Origin of the sequence: Pseudarthrobacter cremeus (assembly GCF_051857465.1) — a bacterium.
In the GTDB taxonomy this organism is placed as follows: Bacteria; Actinomycetota; Actinomycetes; order Actinomycetales; family Micrococcaceae; genus Arthrobacter.
The window spans coordinates 35,953-52,081 of sequence record NZ_JBPZHC010000010.1 but is presented as its reverse complement, the minus strand read 5'-3'; the positions used below and the strand labels follow the sequence as shown (position 1 = coordinate 52,081).

The following is a 16,129-nucleotide window of genomic DNA, read 5'->3' as shown; positions in this document are numbered from 1 at the left end:
GATGAGCACCAAGGTGGACCGGGTCGCGAAGGAGGAAAACTTCATCCGGCGGGCCCTGTCCCATCCGGTCCGTTCCCTCCCGCTCGCTTTCCTGGCAGTGATCATCCTGGGTGCATTGCTGCTGATGCTCCCCGTAGCGCGGACGGATCCCGGCGCCGAGGTGCTGATGCCGGCCCTCTTCACGTCGGTCTCGGCCGTCTGCGTCACGGGCCTGGTGGTGGTGGACACGGCAACGTTCTGGACCCCGTTCGGCCAGGCCGTGATCCTGGGACTCATCCAGGCGGGCGGGTTCGGCATCATGACGCTGGCCACACTGCTGGCGCTGCTGGTGCGCAAGAGCATCGGGCTGCGGGGCCAGCTGGTGGCCCAGTCCGAAACGCACACGCTCAACCTCGGCGACGTCCGGGCCGTGCTGGTGCGGGTGGCCAGGATCATGCTCGCCTTCGAGGCGGCCACCGCGGTTCTCCTGACCGGCCGGTTCTGGCTCGCCTACGACTCCAACCCGGCCACGGCCCTGTGGCATGGCATCTTCCATTCCGTCTCGGCGTTCAACAACGCCGGATTCTCCCTCTTCAGCGACAACCTCATCGGTGTGGCGTCCGACCCGTGGATCATCACGCCCATCTGCCTGGCCATCATCGCCGGCGGCCTGGGCTTTCCGGTGATCATCCAGCTGCTGCGCGGCGAGAAGCCCAGGAACTGGAGCATCCACCTGCGGCTGACCATCTACGGAACGCTGCTGCTCCTGGCTGTGGGAATTGCCCTGTTCGCCGCCTTTGAGTGGAACCGGGATGAAACACTCGGGCACCTGTCACTGACCGGCAAGATCATGGCTTCGGTGGCCGGCGGCGTCTTTCCCCGCACGGCAGGCTTCAACAGCATCGACTACGGCCTCGCCTCGCCCGAGACCCTGATGGCCACCAACATCCTGATGTTCATCGGCGGCGGCAGCGCCGGAACAGCCGGCGGCATCAAGATCACCACGTTCCTGGTGCTGGCCTTCTCCATCTGGAACGAGGTACGCGGACGCGACGAGGTGGTCATCGCACACCGCTCGGTCAGCCCGTCGTCCCAGCGGCAGGCTCTGTCCGTGGCGCTCCTGGGCGTGGCCGCCGTCGTGGTCGGAACCATGCTGCTGCTGATGCTGACCGACTACAGCCTCGAGAAAGTCCTCTTTGAATCGATTTCGGCGTTCGCCACGGTGGGCGTGAGCACAGGGATCACCTACCACTTGCCGACGTCGGCCGAGTGGGTGCTGATGGTACTGATGTTCACGGGGCGCATCGGGACGGTGACGGTGGCTTCCGCCCTTGCCCTGTCCGCCCACCCGCGTCTGTTCCGGCTGCCTGAAGAGCGGCCTATTATCGGCTGAGCCCGCCGGTCAGCTCTGCCGCCGCGGCGAAAGCCCAGCGGTCGGTCTCCGGTTCAAAGGCGACCACCACCGACGCTTCGGACGCTCTTGCCTCATCGATGGCCAGCAGCAGGGCATCCTCAAGATGCCGCGCATACTCCAGGCGCTCGGCAAGCGAGCCCGGCAGGCCGGCGTCGTCAATCACGACGTGGGCTTTGCCGTCCACAATGACTTTCAGCGAGTACCCCTGGTCCTCATGGAGCGAGCCGCGGGTTGATGCAATTTCCGTGACTTTGTCCGCCCGGACCAGACTGTTGTGGATGGTGCGGATCCACACCTCACCCATGAGACCTCCCTCTGGTTGATGAGGGCGCAGCTACAGTGCCCCTCAAAGCAAACGGTAGTCCTCCTGAGGCCTCTTGTGACCCCCTGAACGCCGGGGAATTTTGGCCGGGCCCTAAGATAAATCTGATGACTTCGCCAGGATCCCCGCAGCCCTTCAACTTCCGAAGCATCGCCCTACCCGCGTTCGGGCCTGCACTGCTCTTCTGCATCGGCGAAGGCGCAGTATTGCCGGTGGTTGTCCTGTCCGCCCGCGACCTCGGCGCCTCGGTGGCGGTCTCCGCGTTGATCGTCACCCTGATCGGGCTCGGCTCGTGGTTCTTCAACCTGCCGGCGTCCCTGATCACCCTGAAGTTCGGCGAACGCTGGTCCATTGTGGGCGCCGCCGCGACCGGCGCCCTCGCGCTCGCCGCCGCTGCGATGTCCTCCCTGATCCCCAACGGACTGTGGCTGCTCGCGGTGGCGATGATCGTCGTCGGGATGGCCGCGAGCGTCTTCAGCCTCGCCCGGCAGAAGTACCTCACCGAGGCCGTGCCCATCCAGTTCCGGGCCAGGGCGCTGTCCACGTTGGGCGGTGTGAGCAGGATCGGCGTTTTCATTGGCCCGTTCGTCGGCGCCGGAGTCATGCAGTTCGCCGGAATTTCCGGGGCGTACTGGGTGGGCGTCGTGGGAATGGCAGCGGCCGCAGTGCTGGCAATCACCATCCCGGATCTGGTGGCCCCGCCAGTGCCCGACGGCGGCCACAAGGGTCCGGAGCCGACGCTGCGGAACGTGGCGGTCTCGCACGCCCGCGTCTTCCTGACGCTGGGCGTGGGGATCCTGCTGCTCAGTGCCCTGCGCGCGTCCCGGCAGGTGGTCATCCCGCTGTGGGCGGAGCACCTGGGGATGGACGCGGCCCAGGCGTCGGTGATCTACGGGCTGTCCGGGGCGATCGACATGCTGGTGTTCTACCCGGCCGGGAAAGTGATGGACCGGCGCGGCAGGCTGTTCGTGGCCATCCCGTCCACCGTCATCATGGGGACCGCAATGTTCCTGATCCCCGTCACTGCCTCCTTTACCGGTCTGCTGCTGGCCTCGCTGCTGATCGGTTTCGGCAACGGCATCAGCTCCGGGCTGATCATGACGCTCGGCGCCGACTTCTCGCCCGACCGCGGCCGGGGCCAGTTCCTGGGGCTGTGGCGGTTCATCGCGGACGCAGGCTCCACCGGCGGGCCCGTCCTGCTCTCCGGGGTGACGGCCCTGGCGACGCTGGGTGCGGGCGTTTCAGCCACGGGCGTCCTGGGCTTCGCGGCGGCCGGTGTGTTCGCTGTCGTGCTACCGCGGCTGAGGCATCGGCGGAACTACTAGCGGAACTACTGAGGGGACTGTGGATGAGCGGTACCCTCGAAGTGCGCCTCCTGCACGCCGGAACCCGCACGCCGGACCCCTGGAAGGGAACTTCATGCTTTTCATTGTCGGCCTCAAGACCGTGGTGCGCGCCCTGCCCGGGCGGGCCGCCACCTGCCAGAACTGCGGACAGTTCGTTCAGCATTACCTGGACGAGCACGCCCGCAAGTTCACGCTCTTCTTTATCCCTGTCCTGACCACCTCACGGTCGTACCGGATCACCTGTTCGAACTGCGGCCGGGTCTCGTCCATCAGCGCGCGGGAGCGGAAGGCGCTGGCAGGGCTGTAGCCCGGTAAGTCCGTCAGGCAATTGTGCTGGTCAGGGCATGGTCGGCCACCAGATGCTCCACCACGTACTCCGCGTCCCGGCCCACCCCGCCCACGATCGCGGAGGTCAGGGCGTACTGGAACGGCATGCCCACGAAGTACAGGCCAGGGAGTTCCGCCACCACACCCCGGGCTGTCACGGGCCACCCGAGATCATCCACGGGCAGGCCTTCGATCCAGCCGAAATCCGGCCGGAAGCCCGTTGCCCAGATGACGGTCCGGAGGTTGCCGGGCAGCGCACCTGCGGCGGTATCCGGCGCGGCACCCGGGGCGGGAGTTCCGCCGTCGGACGTTCCGCCGTCGGACGTCCCGCCGTCGGACGTCCCGACGGCGGGGGTCCCGACGGCGAACACCGGCTTGCCGGCTGAGGCGCCGGTGAGTCGGGGGAGGCGGATGACGCCCGCACGCTCGACGTCCTTCATGGAGACCCGGATGAGCGGGGCGCCGCGGCGGTGGAAGCCCTGGGCCACCTTGCGTCCGGGCCTGGTGTCCAATGTGAGCAGGGAGTTGACCAGGCGCCAGTAGAGCGGGCCGGCGTAGCGGAAAACAGCGTCCGGGATGTGCGGAGTGGGCCGTCCCGCAAGGTAGACCTTTCCGGAACGGTGCTTGTGGGCGAGTTCGAGTGCGATCTCCGCGCCGGAGGTGCCGGCGCCCACCACCAGGACGTCGCCCGCGGGAAGGCCCGCCGGGTTGCTGTATCCGGAGGAGTGAAGCTGCTGGATTTGCTCGTCCAGGTCCAGCGCCACGTCCGGGACATTGGGAGCCGAGTTGGGGCCAGCAGCAACCACCACGGCGCGGGCCTGCACTGGCCCGTCGCTGGTCTGCACCTCGAAGAGGCTCCCAGCCTTGTGGATGGAGAGGACCTGGATGCCCGTCCGGACCGGGAGCTGGAAGTGCTGCGCATAGCTCGCCAGGTAATCCGCGAACGCGTCCTTGCCGGGGAAGGATCCGGCCGGCGCGGGGAACGCCAGTCCCGGAAGGGCGCTGTATTTGGCCGGGGTGAAGAGGCGCAGTGAATCCCAGCGGTCCCGCCACACGTCACCCACGCGGGCGTTGCCCTCCAGGATGATGAAGTCCAGGCCGGCCCGCTTCAGGAAGTAGCCGGCGGCGAGGCCGGCCTGCCCTGCACCGATCACCACAACGTCAACTGTTTGTGAATCCATCGATGGCTCCTTAGCCAGACCCGGGGCGCTCCTGGCCGGAGGTCCTGCGGATTTCATTAGAATAGCATTCCAGTCAGTGGAGGACTAGTCTATTTTCATGACGGATTCCCTGAGCCCGGTTGCGGAGCCCGCCGCGGCGCCGAGGCCCACACGCCGGGCGGTGCAGGCTGCTGAAACGCGGGCACTGATAGTGGACGTGGCCGGGCGGCTCTTCGCCAAGCAGGGCTACGTGCCCACCACCATCGAGGCGATCGCGGCCGAAAGCGGCGTTGCGCTGCAGACCGTCTACAACTCCGTGGGGAACAAAGCCGCGCTGCTGTCCGCGGTCCTGGATGCGGCGGCGTCCGGCCCGCACTCGCCGTCGAACGTCCTGGAACTGATGCGGCGGCGGACTGCGGAAGCGCCGGACTTTGACGCCCTCATTGCCGTCCTCGCCGACTGGTTCGTCGAGGTCCATCAGCGCACCGGGCCGGTCGTGGGGCTCATCGCCCAGGCCGCCGCCGTCGACCCCGCCGTGGACAAGCTGCAGACGGCACGGGCCCTTCAGCGCCTCGAGAGGTACCGGGAGGCCGCCGCCGCGCTGCGGTCCCACGGCGGGCTGGGCTCCGGGATGTCCGACGCCGATGCTGCCGCCGCCATCTGGTCGCTGGGCCACCCGCAGACGTACCGGACGCTGGTGGGGGAGGCCGGGTGGACTAAAGCGGCCTACCGGGACTGGCTGGGCCGTTCTCTGGCTGCCGCGCTGGCGTAGGCGGCACCGGTCAGGCTGGCCCGCGCCGGCCAGGGTTGCCCCGCCCCGCCCCGCCCCGGTCAGGGCAAGGCTGGGCGCACAACGATTGACGAGCCGCACTGGTTGATGAGCGTGCCCAGGCTCGAGGCTGCGGCCGCGGTCTTTGTGCCAGTGGCGGACGTATCGGTCAGCGAGGCGAAGTTGACCTCGATGGCCGCGTTCGACTTAGCCGCAACGCTTGACGTTGCATCGCCGGCCTCGGCCGTCCCCGGTGGTGGCGTGAAGGTCGTCGTCGCCGAGTTGGTGCCGTTCCTCACGCCGTGTGCGGTCAACAACAACGCCCCCGAGGTCACCGGCGTGATGGAGGGGGCCCGGACATCAGGGTAGGGCACCCCGGTGTTGGTGTCAGTGGCGGGCGTGACGTCCAGCGGCGTGGTGGCGTCTGCGCCCTGCACCGCAACCGAAGCCCAGGCATACCGGGAGGCGGGTTCAGGCACGCTCGGCGCTGCATCGCCGGACTGCATCACCCGGTACCAGACCGCCTGGTGCGCCGAGGCGGATCCGGCGCTGGTGAAGTCGGCGATTGCCCTCGTCCATCCAGCGGGAGCAGTGGTGTTCGCCGCCCCGGACACCGTCACCTGCGAGAACAGGAAGACGACGTCGCCGGGCTGCCAGCCGGCCGGCAGCGTGGGCGTGTACGAGCCCGCGGAGGTCAGCTCGCCGGACCCTGCTGCCGACGCCCGGACAGAGGCCGGTGTCGGTGTGGGGGTTGGGGTCCGTGTTGGGGTGGGGGTTGGTGTTGGTGTGGGTGTTGGGGTGGGTGTGGGCGTTGGTGTAGGCGTTGGTGTAGGCGTTGGTGTGGGGGTGGGTGTTGGGCTCGGCGAGGGTGCCGTCCGGGTGAGGGTGAAACTGTCGCTGAAGGTCCCACCCGAGGCACCGACGAACTGACCGGTCAGCGTTGTGTCGGTCACCGACACCTTCAGGAAGCCGTAGGTCGGGTTGTTGTTGCTGCCCATGAAGGTCTGGAAGTAGGGCGCCGTCGTCGTGTTGCTCTCGCTGTTGATGGACCTGCCGCCCGAACCTACGGTCGCAAGGATCGTCCCGGTCCCGGCGGCGAACTGGCCTGTGGGGTTGGTGTCGGCGACACAGTCTGGGTTAAAGCTGCTGACAGGGATCGCCGTACACGTGCCCTGGAGCGCGAGCGGGTAGCTGCGCGCATATGCATGGTCGTGCGCCTGCAGGTAGAGGTCCACCTTCTTCGCCACCAGCAGGTTCATCAGGTCAGGGCTGGCGGCGCAGGGGTAGTTGACCATCGACATGCAGTACATGTGCATCCCGACGACGACGAACGGGATCCCGGCGGCCCGTGCTGCATCGATCGCGGACGAGACGAAGTTGTAGCCCTGCGTGCCGGCTTTGTAGGACCAGTCCAGGGTGGTGTCGCTGAAGGTCAGTTTCGGGGACACCATGATGGTCCGGACCAGGGGGCTGGTGGCGGGGTAGTCCGTGTAGAACTGTTGGCCATAGGTGCCTGTCGCGCCGAGCCGGTCCGGGAGGCACGCGGCGAAGTTCGACCACACGCCGTCGGGTCCGTTGTCCTCGTGGTTCCCGGACACGAGTTCATAGGGCATCGTCCCGGCGTGCTGCGTGACGAACGAGCACCAGGACGACTCCGGGGTGATCTCGGAGTAGGACATGTCGCCTAGGTTATACATCGCCGCGAGCCCCGCACTGCTTGCTGCGTCGATCACCTTGCCGGTCCTCGTGTTGCCGCCGGTGTCGCCGGCGAACCCCAGGCTCACGGAGGCTGCGGCGGTGGCTGGGGTCTCCTGCGATGTGGCGAGAGCGAAGCCGCTGGCGAGCACGAGTGACCCACCGAGCAGGACGGCCAGGGCCCGGCGCAGGGGGCGGTTCTCGGGCGGCGCACCGACGCGGCGGTTCATCGACAGCTCCATTCGGTCGCGCGGCGCAGCCCGTTGGCTGCCGCGGAGTACCCGACCACAACGGTGGCCGCGCCCTGCCGTGACACCGAGTTCGCTGCCCCGGACACGCCGGCGAACTGACCGTCCGAACCCGGTGGCAGGATCCGGGCGCTCTTGCCGACCCACATCACGGCCTGCGGACGCGACGCGCGGAAGGACGGCGTGCTTCCCGTTCCGACGGCGATCCCCGGAATGCCTGCCATCGCGGTCGAGGTGGGTCCGGCGGCCGCTGCACCCAGGTCGGTGAGGCGGCCGGATGCATCCCAGTTGACCGCATGGGTTCCCGCGGGCACGGCACTCTGGCCGAGGGCCTGCCCGGTGGAGTCGATCCCGAGAACCACACCGCCCCGCCCCGCGAGGGTGGGCAGGGCCTTCGGGGTGCCGTTCGGCGCCCACAGGACCGGCGTTCCGCCGTCGCCGAGGGCAACCCCGCCAATGGTGCCGTTCGTGCCAATCGCGAATGCATGACCGCTCGTCGCGCCTGAGGGAAGCCTGAGCTCGCGGGGGGCCGCGGTCACGGCGGACCAGACAGCCGGGCGCTCGTCGTCGTCGGCACCCGGTCCGTCTGCGTGCTCCTCGTCATTGATCAGCGCCCCGACCACCACGCCGCTGTCCGACACCATCGACGGGAGCGCGATGTCACCGGGGCCTACGGGCAGCGGGTGGAACTGCCCGTTCTGCCACCACCAGCCCACCAGCACCTCACCGGCGGTGTCATACCCCGTGCCGACGACGACTCCGTCCGCGTTAACCGAGGTGGGGACAGGGGTCTGGAGTGGGATCGTCAGCGGGGCCACCCGGCCGTCCCGCCAAAGAACCGGAGCGGACTCGCCCGTGGCGGTGTCGGCGAGGCCGACCACCAGGCCGCTGCTGCTTGTTGCGATCGCGTTGCTGCCCCGGCCGCCCAGGCTGTCCAGCAGCCGCACCGCACAGTTCGTGGCAGGGCGCATGTCACCTTCGGCAGCCGACGCCGCAACCGGCATCATCACCAGGGCACCTTCCGCCGCAAGCAACAGTGCAGTCAGGCGTGCCTGAATCCGTGAACGCCCGGCTGGGTGAAAAAATCCAAAGTCATGCAATGTTGCCCCCCGGAGTTGGACTCCCTGTTTCCAGCAGCATCGCAGCACGCTTCTTGCCAGAGCCGCCTCTGCCTACGAGCCTAGGATTCGGAACAGGCCGGTGTCACGAGTAACAGGTACCTGCTTCGGTGCGCTCCGGTACTTGGGAGGTATTTGTCCGGCCCGGTTATCCACATGGACGGGCGGAACGTGTTGCCATCGGGACACCGTAGATCAGGCGGCTGGCCATCAGCATGTTGATCAGGGCCGCATGTTCTGCCTCCCTGATGTTCTACTTCAGGGTGGTCCTCGGGGCCTGATCTGGTACGTCACCAGAGATCCCCAGGGCAACGTGGTGGCCAACCTTTCCGGCACCACGGCATTCCTGCTGCTGGGCGTCCTCACCGTTGTGAACGTCACCTGCGTCGGCAAGGACGGCAGGCCCCCGCCGCCTCCGCACGGGCAGTGAAGGCCCCGGGGTCCTTGGATGCGGAGTCCTTGGACGATTCCACCAGACGGGGATGGAGCTCCTTCACGCCGGGAAAGCCGATAACGCGGCAGTAACGCTTCTGCGGCTTTACTTTCCTGTGGAAGCGGAATCGGCCGCCCGTGGGCAGCCTGCTGGTGAGGAGACCTTCAATGACTTGGTTAGGTTGGGAGAGCCTGGGCGGCGTGCTGACATCGGGGCCCAGCGTATCGTCGTGGTCCTCGGGACGGCTGGACACTTTCGTCCGTGGGACCGACTCGGCGCTGTGGCATAAGTGGTTCCAGAACGGGTGGTCCGGGTGGGAGTCCCTGGGCGGCGTGCTGACCAGTTCTCCCGGCGCCGTCTCGTGGAGCAACGGGCGGATCGATGTGTTTGTGCGCGGCACGGATTCGGCGCTGTGGCATAAGTGGTTCCAGAACGGGTGGTCCGGGTGGGAGTCCCTGGGCGGAGTGCTCACGTCAGCCCCGTCAGCGTCCAGCTGGGCCGCCGGACGCCTCGACGTCTTCGTCCGCGGAACGGACTCGGCCCTATGGCATAAGTGGTTCCAGAACGGGTGGTCCGGGTGGGAGTCCCTGGGCGGAGTGCTCACGTCCGCCCCGGCTGCGGTCTCCTGGGGTAACGGACGGATCGATGTCTTCGCCGTCGGCACGGATTCGGCGCTGTGGCATAAGTGGTTCCAGAACGGGTGGTCCGGGTGGGAGTCCCTGGGCGGTGTCCTCACGTCCGCCCCGTCGGTTTCCAGCTGGGCCTCCGGGCGGTTGGACGTGTTCGCCGTTGGCACGGATTCGGCGCTGTGGCATAAGTGGTTCCAGAACGGGTGGTCCGGGTGGGAGTCCCTGGGTGGTGTACTCACCAGTGAACCCGGGGCGGTGTCCTGGGGGCCAAACCGGATCGACATCTTCGGAGCCGGAACCGACAGCGCCATGTGGCACAGGTGGTGGTCCGTCGGCCCCACCGTCCGCTTGCACGCAAAAGTCCTCACCGTTCCGAACGTCGCCGTGAACACTGCTGTCCAGCGGATGCGGGACGTGTACGCAACAGCGGGAATCGGCGTCGAACTGGTGTCCACCGAAAACCTGGACCTTCCCGCCCTCAACGACATCGACGTCGGGAGCTGCGTTATGGGGGCGACGACCGCGGAGCAGAACCAGCTCTTTGCCAACCGCAACAACGCAGGCAACGACGACGTCGTCGTGTACTTCGTCCGCTCGACGGTACCCCCGTTCAACGGCTGTGCCGCCCATCCGGCGGGCCGTCCGGGCGCCGTGGTGGCTCAGGGCGCCACGCAATGGACGCTCGGGCACGAAGTGGGGCATGTCCTGGATCTGCGGCATGTCAATGACAACGACAGGCTGATGACAGGAAACGGCACCGGCAACATCACCAATCCGCCACCGGATCTGGTCAACACCGAGGTGACTACCATGATCAACAGCGCCTTCACCCAGGATCTATAGGAGCTAATCATGAGCGTAACGATGGAGGCCGTGCTCGAGGTCCTTGAACCCGACGAGCCGAAATACGACAAAGCCGCGTCCCTTGGGCCCGACGCACTCCCGCACCTGAGGACCCTGGTTGAGGGGGATGACCCGATGCTGGCCGCCAAGGCCGCCTACGCCGCCAGCCTGCTTGAAGGCGACCAGGGCAAGGACGTTGTGGCCGCCGCAGCACACAGTGAAACGGCGAGTGTTCGCGTAGCGGCCGCAGCTGCTGCCAACAACCTTCCCTCTGATTCAGCGGCTGAGGTACTGATGGACCTGGTTGACGACAGCGACCAGGGTGTCCGCAAGGTAGCACTGTCCGCGGTTCCGGCCGATGCGCCGCCACAGCTGACTGCCAAGCTTGAATCCGGTTCCGGCCGCGCGGCCGGCGCTGGCCGGGAAGGACGTGAGGGAGCCCCCGAGGAGTCGCCGGCGGGGGGAGGGACCGCGGCCAGGATGCCGGGGGAGGGGCCGTCCATGATGCCCCAGGAGAAGCCAGCAGAAGGGTTGATGCCGGGCGAAAAACCGCACGCATCCGGGGGTGATGCCCAGGGCACGGGCCTGATGCCCGGCGAGAAGCCCTGAGTGGCGGCTGACTGGGAACCTGCCGGGAGCACATTGGAGGGATGAGTAATCGCCGAAAAAATGCCGGAGACGCAAGGCCCCCTCTCACTCACCGAACTCATCATCGAAGCAGGCCTCCGGCCCTTGCCCGGAATAGCAGATGCCACGCGGCTTGCGGCGGCTGCCCAACGGGAGCGGCAGCTTGCAGGGGCGAGCTCTCGAACAGGGGTGACAAGGTCCACCCTTCTCTGGGCGCTGATGAAGGTCGATCCAGACGTTCATGATGCTCTCGCCCAAGCCGGCGTAAACCGAGCCGACCTCGCCGGCATCCTCAAAGTAGACGACGCCGGGACGCTCACGGCACACGATGATGCTGCGCCCGAGCCTGAACTCGCCCGCTCCATGGCTGAGTATTTGAATCAACTCCCCGCTGGCTCCGAAGTTGGCATCCCTGACCTCGCCTGGGCCATCCTTTCTTCCGCACAAAACGAAGGCGAGGGCGCCCTCCCGCGGCGCCTCAAAAAGCTGGGGATCGACCACCAGGCCGCACTTGCCGCCTTGGAGCGGCTGGGGGCCACCAACCCGCTTAGTCAAGAGGCCGCGGACTCTGGCTCGGAGAAGACCGCGGGCTCTAGTCCAGGGGCGGCCGCCGGCCCCAGCCCGGAGCCGGAAGTCTCCGACAAGACCGGCTGGGTTCACGACGGTCTTGCTGAAAAGGACATGCTGGGACGCGATTATCTGGCCACAACGCTGGCGATGAAGCTCAGGGAGCTCAGGGAAATGCGCACCGGGACATCACCGAAGGGCGAGTCTTTCATGGTCCACATCGATGGTCCGTGGGGGTCGGGCAAGAGCACTCTGTTCAGGTTCCTCAGGAAACAGCTCGAGGCCACCGACGATTTCCTGATCATTGAAATCAACGCCTGGCGCGAGCAGAAGGTAGGGCTCCAGTGGTGGACCCTGCACAACGCCCTCCGTGAAGCAGTGGAGAAAGACGCGGTCCGCCTTTCCCACTGGACAGCCCTTGCTTGGATCCGCGCGAAGGCAACGAGCCGCGCGCATGTCATCCAAACCCGCTTGGTTCCTTTCCTTTCCGCCGTTGCTGTGCTGACCGTGGGACTCTTCGGACTCACGCTGCTGGCGAATCTCGACCTCAAAGCGGGGGCGGAGATGGCTGATTCGATAGGGAAGATCGCTTCGCTCCTGGTGCTGGGAGTGGCGGGCCTGTCGGCGACTTACCGGTTCCTGCTCCCGGACTCGCACCGCCCGGCCAAGGACTTTGTTTCGGCTGCGACCAACCCCATGGTGGAGGTGAGGCGGCTCTTCGGCAGGACTTTGGGGCGCACGAAAAAATCGGCGGTGTTTCTCATCGACGACCTTGACCGCTGCGAGCCCGAGTACATTGTGGACTTCCTCAGCGTCATCCAGACCCTGGTCCGCGATGCGCGCCAGACAGTGGCCGGCCCGGCTTCCAAGGCTCCACCTCCGGGACCTTATGCGTTCGTCGCGGCTGACGGCCATTGGATTCGAACCAGTTATGAGGCCCACTACAACTCCGCCAGACCCGCGGAAGTGCTTGGCCGGCCGCTCGGCTACCAGTTCCTGGAGAAGATCTTCCAGCTTCAGGTGCGCCTCCCCTCGATATCCGAGGCAACCAAACAGGCCTTCTATGAGTCGTTGCTGAAACTCCAGCCCGGCGGCGATGCAACCGCTGAGGGTCAGGAAAACCTGAAGGAAGAGGTCCTGTCCCGGGTTCGCGACGCAGCGACGGGAGAGGACATCTCCAGGGCGGCCGCGGGCGCCAACCAGCTAACTGACGCCGCACTGCGCCTGGAAGTGCTCGGAACAGCCGCGGTCAGGTTTTCCGAGTCACTGATCCAGGAGAGCACCCGCCACGCGCTCGCACCCTACGGCAGGTTTTTGGAACCGAACCCGCGGAGCATCAAGCTGTTCGTGAACACTTACAACGTGCTGCGTTCCTTACGCATCCTTGAGGGCTTGACCAGTATTCCAATCAGGTCCCTCGCACTTTGGGCGGTCCTGGAAATCCGTTGGCCCTTGCTTGCCGACCATCTCCGGGCCCACCCCGACGACATCAGCCTCAACGGGAGCACCGCACCAAAACCACCAAAACCGATACAGGACCTTCTGGAGTCGGCTGAGGTGAAAGCGGTCATTGCAGATCCCGGGCTGGGACCGCTCACTTCGAACGACGTCCGTGACTGTACCGGGCGGGCCGCCTCACGACCCTGAGTTATGCTGCCTTCACCCCCCGGGCCGCTGCCATCAGCGTGTTGCGCCATCAGCGCCTCGGTGCCGTCAGCGCCTTGGCGCGTCCGGCCGTCGGGCGGCGTAGGCAAACAGGGACGTAGTGGCCACGGTGGCCAGGTACCCGGCGATCACAATGAGCGAAATCCCGGCCCAGAAGTAGTTGGTGGTGCTGCCTTCCTGGGCAGGACCCGGCGCGATCTTGGCCAGCGAATACACCGCCACCGCCGCGGAGGCCAGCCCGATGGCCACCGGCAGAGTCAGCCAGATCCTGGCTGATCCGAGGTGCCTGCCGAAGCCTTCCCACACGTTCCACACCCCGCCGGTTCGGATGATCAGCCAGCCCGCGGGGATCATGAAGGCGCCCACCAGCAGAAAGGCGGCCACGACGTCGGCCGGGCGGTGCCACTGGTTGATCAGTGTGGAAACCCCGGACGCGATCGCGAACGTGCCGCCCACAAACCCGGCCATGGGACGCCAGCGCGGTGAGGACATCAGGAACACCGCAGCCGCCGCCGACGCCGCCAGGGTGGTGTGCCCGGACGGCAGTGAGTTCAGCTCCAGGGTCACCACACCCTTGTCCGGGCGGGCCGGCAGCACGTCCTTCAGGACCTGCGTGGCGATATTGGCGCCGACGCAGGCCGCCACCGCGATCCCCGCCGCCGTCCAGCGGCGCCGGATCACGGTGACAAACAGGACCACGACGGCGGCCACCACCAGCGAGATGGTGGGCAGCCAGTCGAGGAACTCGGTGGCTGCCTTGCCCGCGGGCCCGTGGATGTCCACGGCTTCAACCAGCGCGGACTCGTCGATGAACTGGCCCGTGGTGGTCTGGACGAAGTAGTAATACGTGGCGATCAGTCCCACAATGCAGGCCAGCGTGGCGAACGCGAACATAAAGCCGGAGCCCGGGGCGGGGCGCAGCCGGGTCCGGGCCGGGGCCTGTCGTGAAAAGGTCATCGGTTAAGGGTGTCACAGAAACCTTGGACCAGGCTTCACGTGAGAGACGCGGCCAGCTCCTCGATGATTTCGAACTGTTCGCGCACGCCGCCTTCCATGCCGGACTGCGCAATCATGTCCCGGACTTTCCTGCTTCCCGCATCGGTGCGGATCCGCACGGTGGTGCCGCCGCCGTCGGCCTCGTCAAAGGTGACGGTGTTGACCACGGCGCCGTCCTCGCTGTCCTGCGCGGTGTCCGGCGTTTCCATGACCTCGGTGTTGACGATCCGCTCATTGGGGACAATTTCCCGGTACGTGCCGTGGAACGCGACCTCGAATTCGCCGTGCGCCACCATGACATACCGCCATGCCCCGCCCACCCGGAAGTCCATGTCCGCCACCGTCATCTCGCCGCGGCGGCCGGCCCACCATTTCCTGACGAGCTCCGGCGTGGTCCAGGCCCGGTACACCAGGTGCCGGGGCGCCTGCACGGTCCGGGTGATCAGGATTTCCTGGTCGCTGGGGAACGTGATGTCCATGGTGCCGCTGCTTGTCTGTGCCATTGCCCTGCTCCTTACTTCTGTGTGTCCTGACTTGTGTCCTGTCGGTGCTCTTCATCCTGGAGGTCCTCCAGCACGTCCTCGAGGAGCTCAAACCGTTCCTCCCAGAGGTGCTGGTAGCCGGCAACCCAGTCGTGGATGGGCTTCAGGGCCTGCGGGTTCAGCCGGTAGAGCCGCTGCCGGCCGTCGCCGCGCACGTCCACGGCGCCCACCTCGCGGAGCACCCGGAGGTGCCGCGACACGTGCGGCTGGGCCAGGCCGAGGAGCTCCACGAGATCGTTGACCGGGCGCTCGCCCTGCGCGAGGGCATCCAGAATTTCCCTGCGGCGCGGTTCCGCCACCGCGTTGAAGGCATCTGCCGTTGTCGCCGCCCTTGCCATGCCCAAATTGTATACCCATATGTATATGCATTGGAAGGATTGAGGGGACTTTTGAACCTTCACAAAACCGTGAATCTGAGTAGTGTTCGAAATATGGAAACCATCATCCAGACCGTTGATTTGCACAAGCACTTCGGCAGGGTCCGCGCCCTTGACGGACTCAACCTCGAAGTCCACCGCGGCGAGATCCACGGGTTCCTTGGACCCAACGGCGCCGGCAAGTCCACCACGCTCCGCGTCCTGCTGGGCCTGGCCAGGGCCACCTCCGGCTCCGCCACGGTCCTGGGGCTGGACCCCTGGACCCGGTCCGTGGAACTGCACCGCCGCCTGGCCTACGTCCCCGGCGATGTCCGGCTCTGGCCCAACCTTTCCGGCGGCGAAACCATCGACCTCCTCTCCCGCCTGCGCGGGGGCGCCTCCGACGATGCGGCGTACCGGCAGCGCAAGGCGTACCTCTGCGACGCCTTCGACTTCGATCCGGGCAAGAAGGGCCGCACCTATTCAAAGGGAAACCGGCAGAAAGTGGCACTGATCGCCGCCCTCGCCACCGACGCCGAGCTGTACCTCCTCGACGAGCCCACATCCGGCCTTGACCCGCTCATGGAGGCGGTCTTCCGGCGTGAGGTGCTCGCCGCCGTCGAACGCGGTGCCACGGTCCTGCTCTCCAGCCACATCCTCTCCGAGGTGGAAGTGCTCTGCCACCGCGTGAGCATCATCCGCGCCGGCAGAGTGGTGGACGGCGGGACCCTGGACTCGCTGCGCCACCTCACCCGCAGCGAGGTCTCCTTCGCCGCGGACGGAGTGGACACCCGTGCCCTGGCGGAGCTGGGTGCCGTCCATGACCTGACGGCCGACGGCGGCAGGGTCAGGTTCGGTGCCGACTCGGACCGGATCGCTGAGGTGCTTCCGGTCCTTGGCGCCCTCGGCGTCCAGGGACTGATCATCACGCCGCCGTCCCTCGAGGAGCTGTTCCTGCGCCACTACGGCGACACGTCGGTGCGGGCCGGAGGGGGCGCAGCCTCGGGGACCGCTGACGGGGAGGCCGCCGGGGAGCCTGCCGCGGAGCACACCCGGCGCCGGCACCTGCTCGGCGCGAGGGGACGCGGCTGAG

16 protein-coding genes are annotated in these 16,129 nt (G+C 66.9%); 9 read left to right on the top strand and 7 right to left on the bottom strand.

Annotated features, from left to right (window positions below):
• The first annotated feature begins 1 nt into the window (after position 1).
• Positions 2-1,372 carry a TrkH family potassium uptake protein gene (locus ACS5PJ_RS17350; RefSeq protein ID WP_439436107.1) on the top strand — a complete coding sequence of 457 codons (1,371 nt, stop codon included), beginning with the start codon at positions 2-4 and terminating at the stop codon, positions 1,370-1,372.
• Here the strand turns inward: ACS5PJ_RS17350 and ACS5PJ_RS17345 are convergent.
• Positions 1,362-1,697 carry a thioredoxin domain-containing protein gene (locus tag ACS5PJ_RS17345; protein ID WP_439436106.1) on the bottom strand — a complete coding sequence of 112 codons (336 nt, stop codon included), beginning with the start codon at positions 1,695-1,697 and terminating at the stop codon, positions 1,362-1,364. The genes ACS5PJ_RS17350 and ACS5PJ_RS17345 overlap by 11 nt on opposite strands.
• 125 nt (positions 1,698-1,822) lie before the next feature.
• Between ACS5PJ_RS17345 and ACS5PJ_RS17340 the strand changes: the two genes are divergently transcribed.
• The gene (locus ACS5PJ_RS17340) at positions 1,823-3,040 is read left to right on the top strand and encodes an MFS transporter (RefSeq protein ID WP_439436105.1); all 1,218 of its coding nucleotides are present in this window, start codon (positions 1,823-1,825) and stop codon (positions 3,038-3,040) included.
• Between the two features lie 94 nt (positions 3,041-3,134).
• Positions 3,135-3,368 (top strand): zinc-ribbon domain-containing protein, encoded by a 234-nt coding sequence (locus ACS5PJ_RS17335; protein WP_439436104.1) that lies wholly within the window; start codon positions 3,135-3,137, stop codon positions 3,366-3,368.
• Positions 3,369-3,381: 13 nt separating this feature from the next.
• Here the strand turns inward: ACS5PJ_RS17335 and ACS5PJ_RS17330 are convergent, their stop codons facing one another.
• A complete protein-coding gene (locus tag ACS5PJ_RS17330) occupies positions 3,382-4,569 on the bottom strand; it encodes a flavin-containing monooxygenase (protein ID WP_439436103.1) in 1,188 nt (395 codons plus the stop codon).
• A 97-nt stretch (positions 4,570-4,666) separates the two neighbouring features.
• Here ACS5PJ_RS17330 and ACS5PJ_RS17325 point away from each other — a divergent pair, with 97 nt between their 5' ends.
• Complete coding sequence (locus ACS5PJ_RS17325) at positions 4,667-5,320, top strand: TetR/AcrR family transcriptional regulator (protein WP_439436102.1); 654 nt, start codon at positions 4,667-4,669, stop codon at positions 5,318-5,320.
• Between the two features lie 59 nt (positions 5,321-5,379).
• Here the strand turns inward: ACS5PJ_RS17325 and ACS5PJ_RS17320 are convergent, their stop codons facing one another.
• Positions 5,380-7,242 (bottom strand): metallophosphoesterase family protein, encoded by a 1,863-nt coding sequence (locus ACS5PJ_RS17320; RefSeq protein WP_439436101.1) that lies wholly within the window; start codon positions 7,240-7,242, stop codon positions 5,380-5,382.
• On the bottom strand, positions 7,239-8,270 hold the full coding sequence (locus ACS5PJ_RS17315) for a hypothetical protein (protein ID WP_439436100.1): 1,032 nt from the start codon (positions 8,268-8,270) through the stop codon (positions 7,239-7,241). The genes ACS5PJ_RS17320 and ACS5PJ_RS17315 overlap by 4 nt, the downstream gene beginning before the upstream one ends.
• Positions 8,271-8,610: 340 nt before the next feature.
• On the opposite strand from ACS5PJ_RS17315, the gene ACS5PJ_RS17310 reads away from it, so the two are divergent.
• The 4 genes from ACS5PJ_RS17310 to ACS5PJ_RS17295 all read left to right on the top strand — a co-directional run bounded on the left by ACS5PJ_RS17310 (position 8,611) and on the right by ACS5PJ_RS17295 (position 13,124).
• Positions 8,611-8,808, top strand: coding sequence for a hypothetical protein (locus ACS5PJ_RS17310; protein WP_439436099.1), 198 nt, complete (start codon positions 8,611-8,613; stop codon positions 8,806-8,808).
• Positions 8,809-8,978: 170 nt separating this feature from the next.
• The gene (locus ACS5PJ_RS17305) at positions 8,979-10,283 is read left to right on the top strand and encodes a PLL family lectin (protein ID WP_439436098.1); all 1,305 of its coding nucleotides are present in this window, start codon (positions 8,979-8,981) and stop codon (positions 10,281-10,283) included.
• Between the two features lie 9 nt (positions 10,284-10,292).
• Positions 10,293-10,892, top strand: a complete 600-nt coding sequence (locus ACS5PJ_RS17300; RefSeq protein WP_439436097.1) for a hypothetical protein — start codon at positions 10,293-10,295, stop codon at positions 10,890-10,892.
• Positions 10,893-10,952: 60 nt separating this feature from the next.
• Entirely contained in the window at positions 10,953-13,124 is a 2,172-nt protein-coding gene (locus ACS5PJ_RS17295; protein ID WP_439436096.1) for a KAP family P-loop NTPase fold protein, read from the top strand.
• A gap of 66 nt (positions 13,125-13,190) precedes the next feature.
• Here the strand turns inward: ACS5PJ_RS17295 and ACS5PJ_RS17290 are convergent, their stop codons facing one another.
• The 3 genes from ACS5PJ_RS17290 to ACS5PJ_RS17280 are packed head-to-tail and all read right to left on the bottom strand — an operon-like array spanning position 13,191 to position 15,018.
• On the bottom strand, positions 13,191-14,099 hold the full coding sequence (locus ACS5PJ_RS17290; protein ID WP_439436095.1) for a phosphatase PAP2 family protein: 909 nt from the start codon (positions 14,097-14,099) through the stop codon (positions 13,191-13,193).
• Positions 14,100-14,134: 35 nt separating this feature from the next.
• Positions 14,135-14,641: an SRPBCC family protein gene (locus ACS5PJ_RS17285; protein ID WP_439436094.1), complete on the bottom strand. Its 507-nt coding sequence runs from the start codon at positions 14,639-14,641 to the stop codon at positions 14,135-14,137.
• An 11-nt stretch (positions 14,642-14,652) separates the two neighbouring features.
• The gene (locus ACS5PJ_RS17280; protein ID WP_439436093.1) at positions 14,653-15,018 is read right to left on the bottom strand and encodes an ArsR/SmtB family transcription factor; all 366 of its coding nucleotides are present in this window, start codon (positions 15,016-15,018) and stop codon (positions 14,653-14,655) included.
• A gap of 93 nt (positions 15,019-15,111) precedes the next feature.
• Between ACS5PJ_RS17280 and ACS5PJ_RS17275 the strand changes: the two genes are divergently transcribed.
• Positions 15,112-16,128: an ABC transporter ATP-binding protein gene (locus ACS5PJ_RS17275; RefSeq protein ID WP_439436092.1), complete on the top strand. Its 1,017-nt coding sequence runs from the start codon at positions 15,112-15,114 to the stop codon at positions 16,126-16,128.
• Position 16,129: the final 1 nt, after the last annotated feature.

Bases quoted from the DNA above. Each gene is read 5' to 3' on its own strand.
- ACS5PJ_RS17310 (WP_439436099.1), top strand. From the start codon at position 8,611: ATGTTCTGCCTCCCTGATGTTCTACTTCAGGGTGGTCCTCGGGGCCTG.
- ACS5PJ_RS17325 (WP_439436102.1), top strand. From the start codon at position 4,667: ATGACGGATTCCCTGAGCCCGGTTGCGGAGCCCGCCGCGGCGCCGAGG.
- ACS5PJ_RS17275 (WP_439436092.1), top strand. From the start codon at position 15,112: ATGGAAACCATCATCCAGACCGTTGATTTGCACAAGCACTTCGGCAGG.
- ACS5PJ_RS17350 (WP_439436107.1), top strand. From the start codon at position 2: ATGAGCACCAAGGTGGACCGGGTCGCGAAGGAGGAAAACTTCATCCGG.
- ACS5PJ_RS17345 (WP_439436106.1), bottom strand. From the start codon at position 1,697: ATGGGTGAGGTGTGGATCCGCACCATCCACAACAGTCTGGTCCGGGCG.
- ACS5PJ_RS17300 (WP_439436097.1), top strand. From the start codon at position 10,293: ATGAGCGTAACGATGGAGGCCGTGCTCGAGGTCCTTGAACCCGACGAG.
- ACS5PJ_RS17295 (WP_439436096.1), top strand. From the start codon at position 10,953: ATGCCGGAGACGCAAGGCCCCCTCTCACTCACCGAACTCATCATCGAA.
- ACS5PJ_RS17290 (WP_439436095.1), bottom strand. From the start codon at position 14,099: ATGACCTTTTCACGACAGGCCCCGGCCCGGACCCGGCTGCGCCCCGCC.
- ACS5PJ_RS17335 (WP_439436104.1), top strand. From the start codon at position 3,135: ATGCTTTTCATTGTCGGCCTCAAGACCGTGGTGCGCGCCCTGCCCGGG.
- ACS5PJ_RS17330 (WP_439436103.1), bottom strand. From the start codon at position 4,569: ATGGATTCACAAACAGTTGACGTTGTGGTGATCGGTGCAGGGCAGGCC.
- ACS5PJ_RS17340 (WP_439436105.1), top strand. From the start codon at position 1,823: ATGACTTCGCCAGGATCCCCGCAGCCCTTCAACTTCCGAAGCATCGCC.
- ACS5PJ_RS17285 (WP_439436094.1), bottom strand. From the start codon at position 14,641: ATGGCACAGACAAGCAGCGGCACCATGGACATCACGTTCCCCAGCGAC.
- ACS5PJ_RS17305 (WP_439436098.1), top strand. From the start codon at position 8,979: ATGACTTGGTTAGGTTGGGAGAGCCTGGGCGGCGTGCTGACATCGGGG.
- ACS5PJ_RS17320 (WP_439436101.1), bottom strand. From the start codon at position 7,242: ATGAACCGCCGCGTCGGTGCGCCGCCCGAGAACCGCCCCCTGCGCCGG.
- ACS5PJ_RS17280 (WP_439436093.1), bottom strand. From the start codon at position 15,018: ATGGCAAGGGCGGCGACAACGGCAGATGCCTTCAACGCGGTGGCGGAA.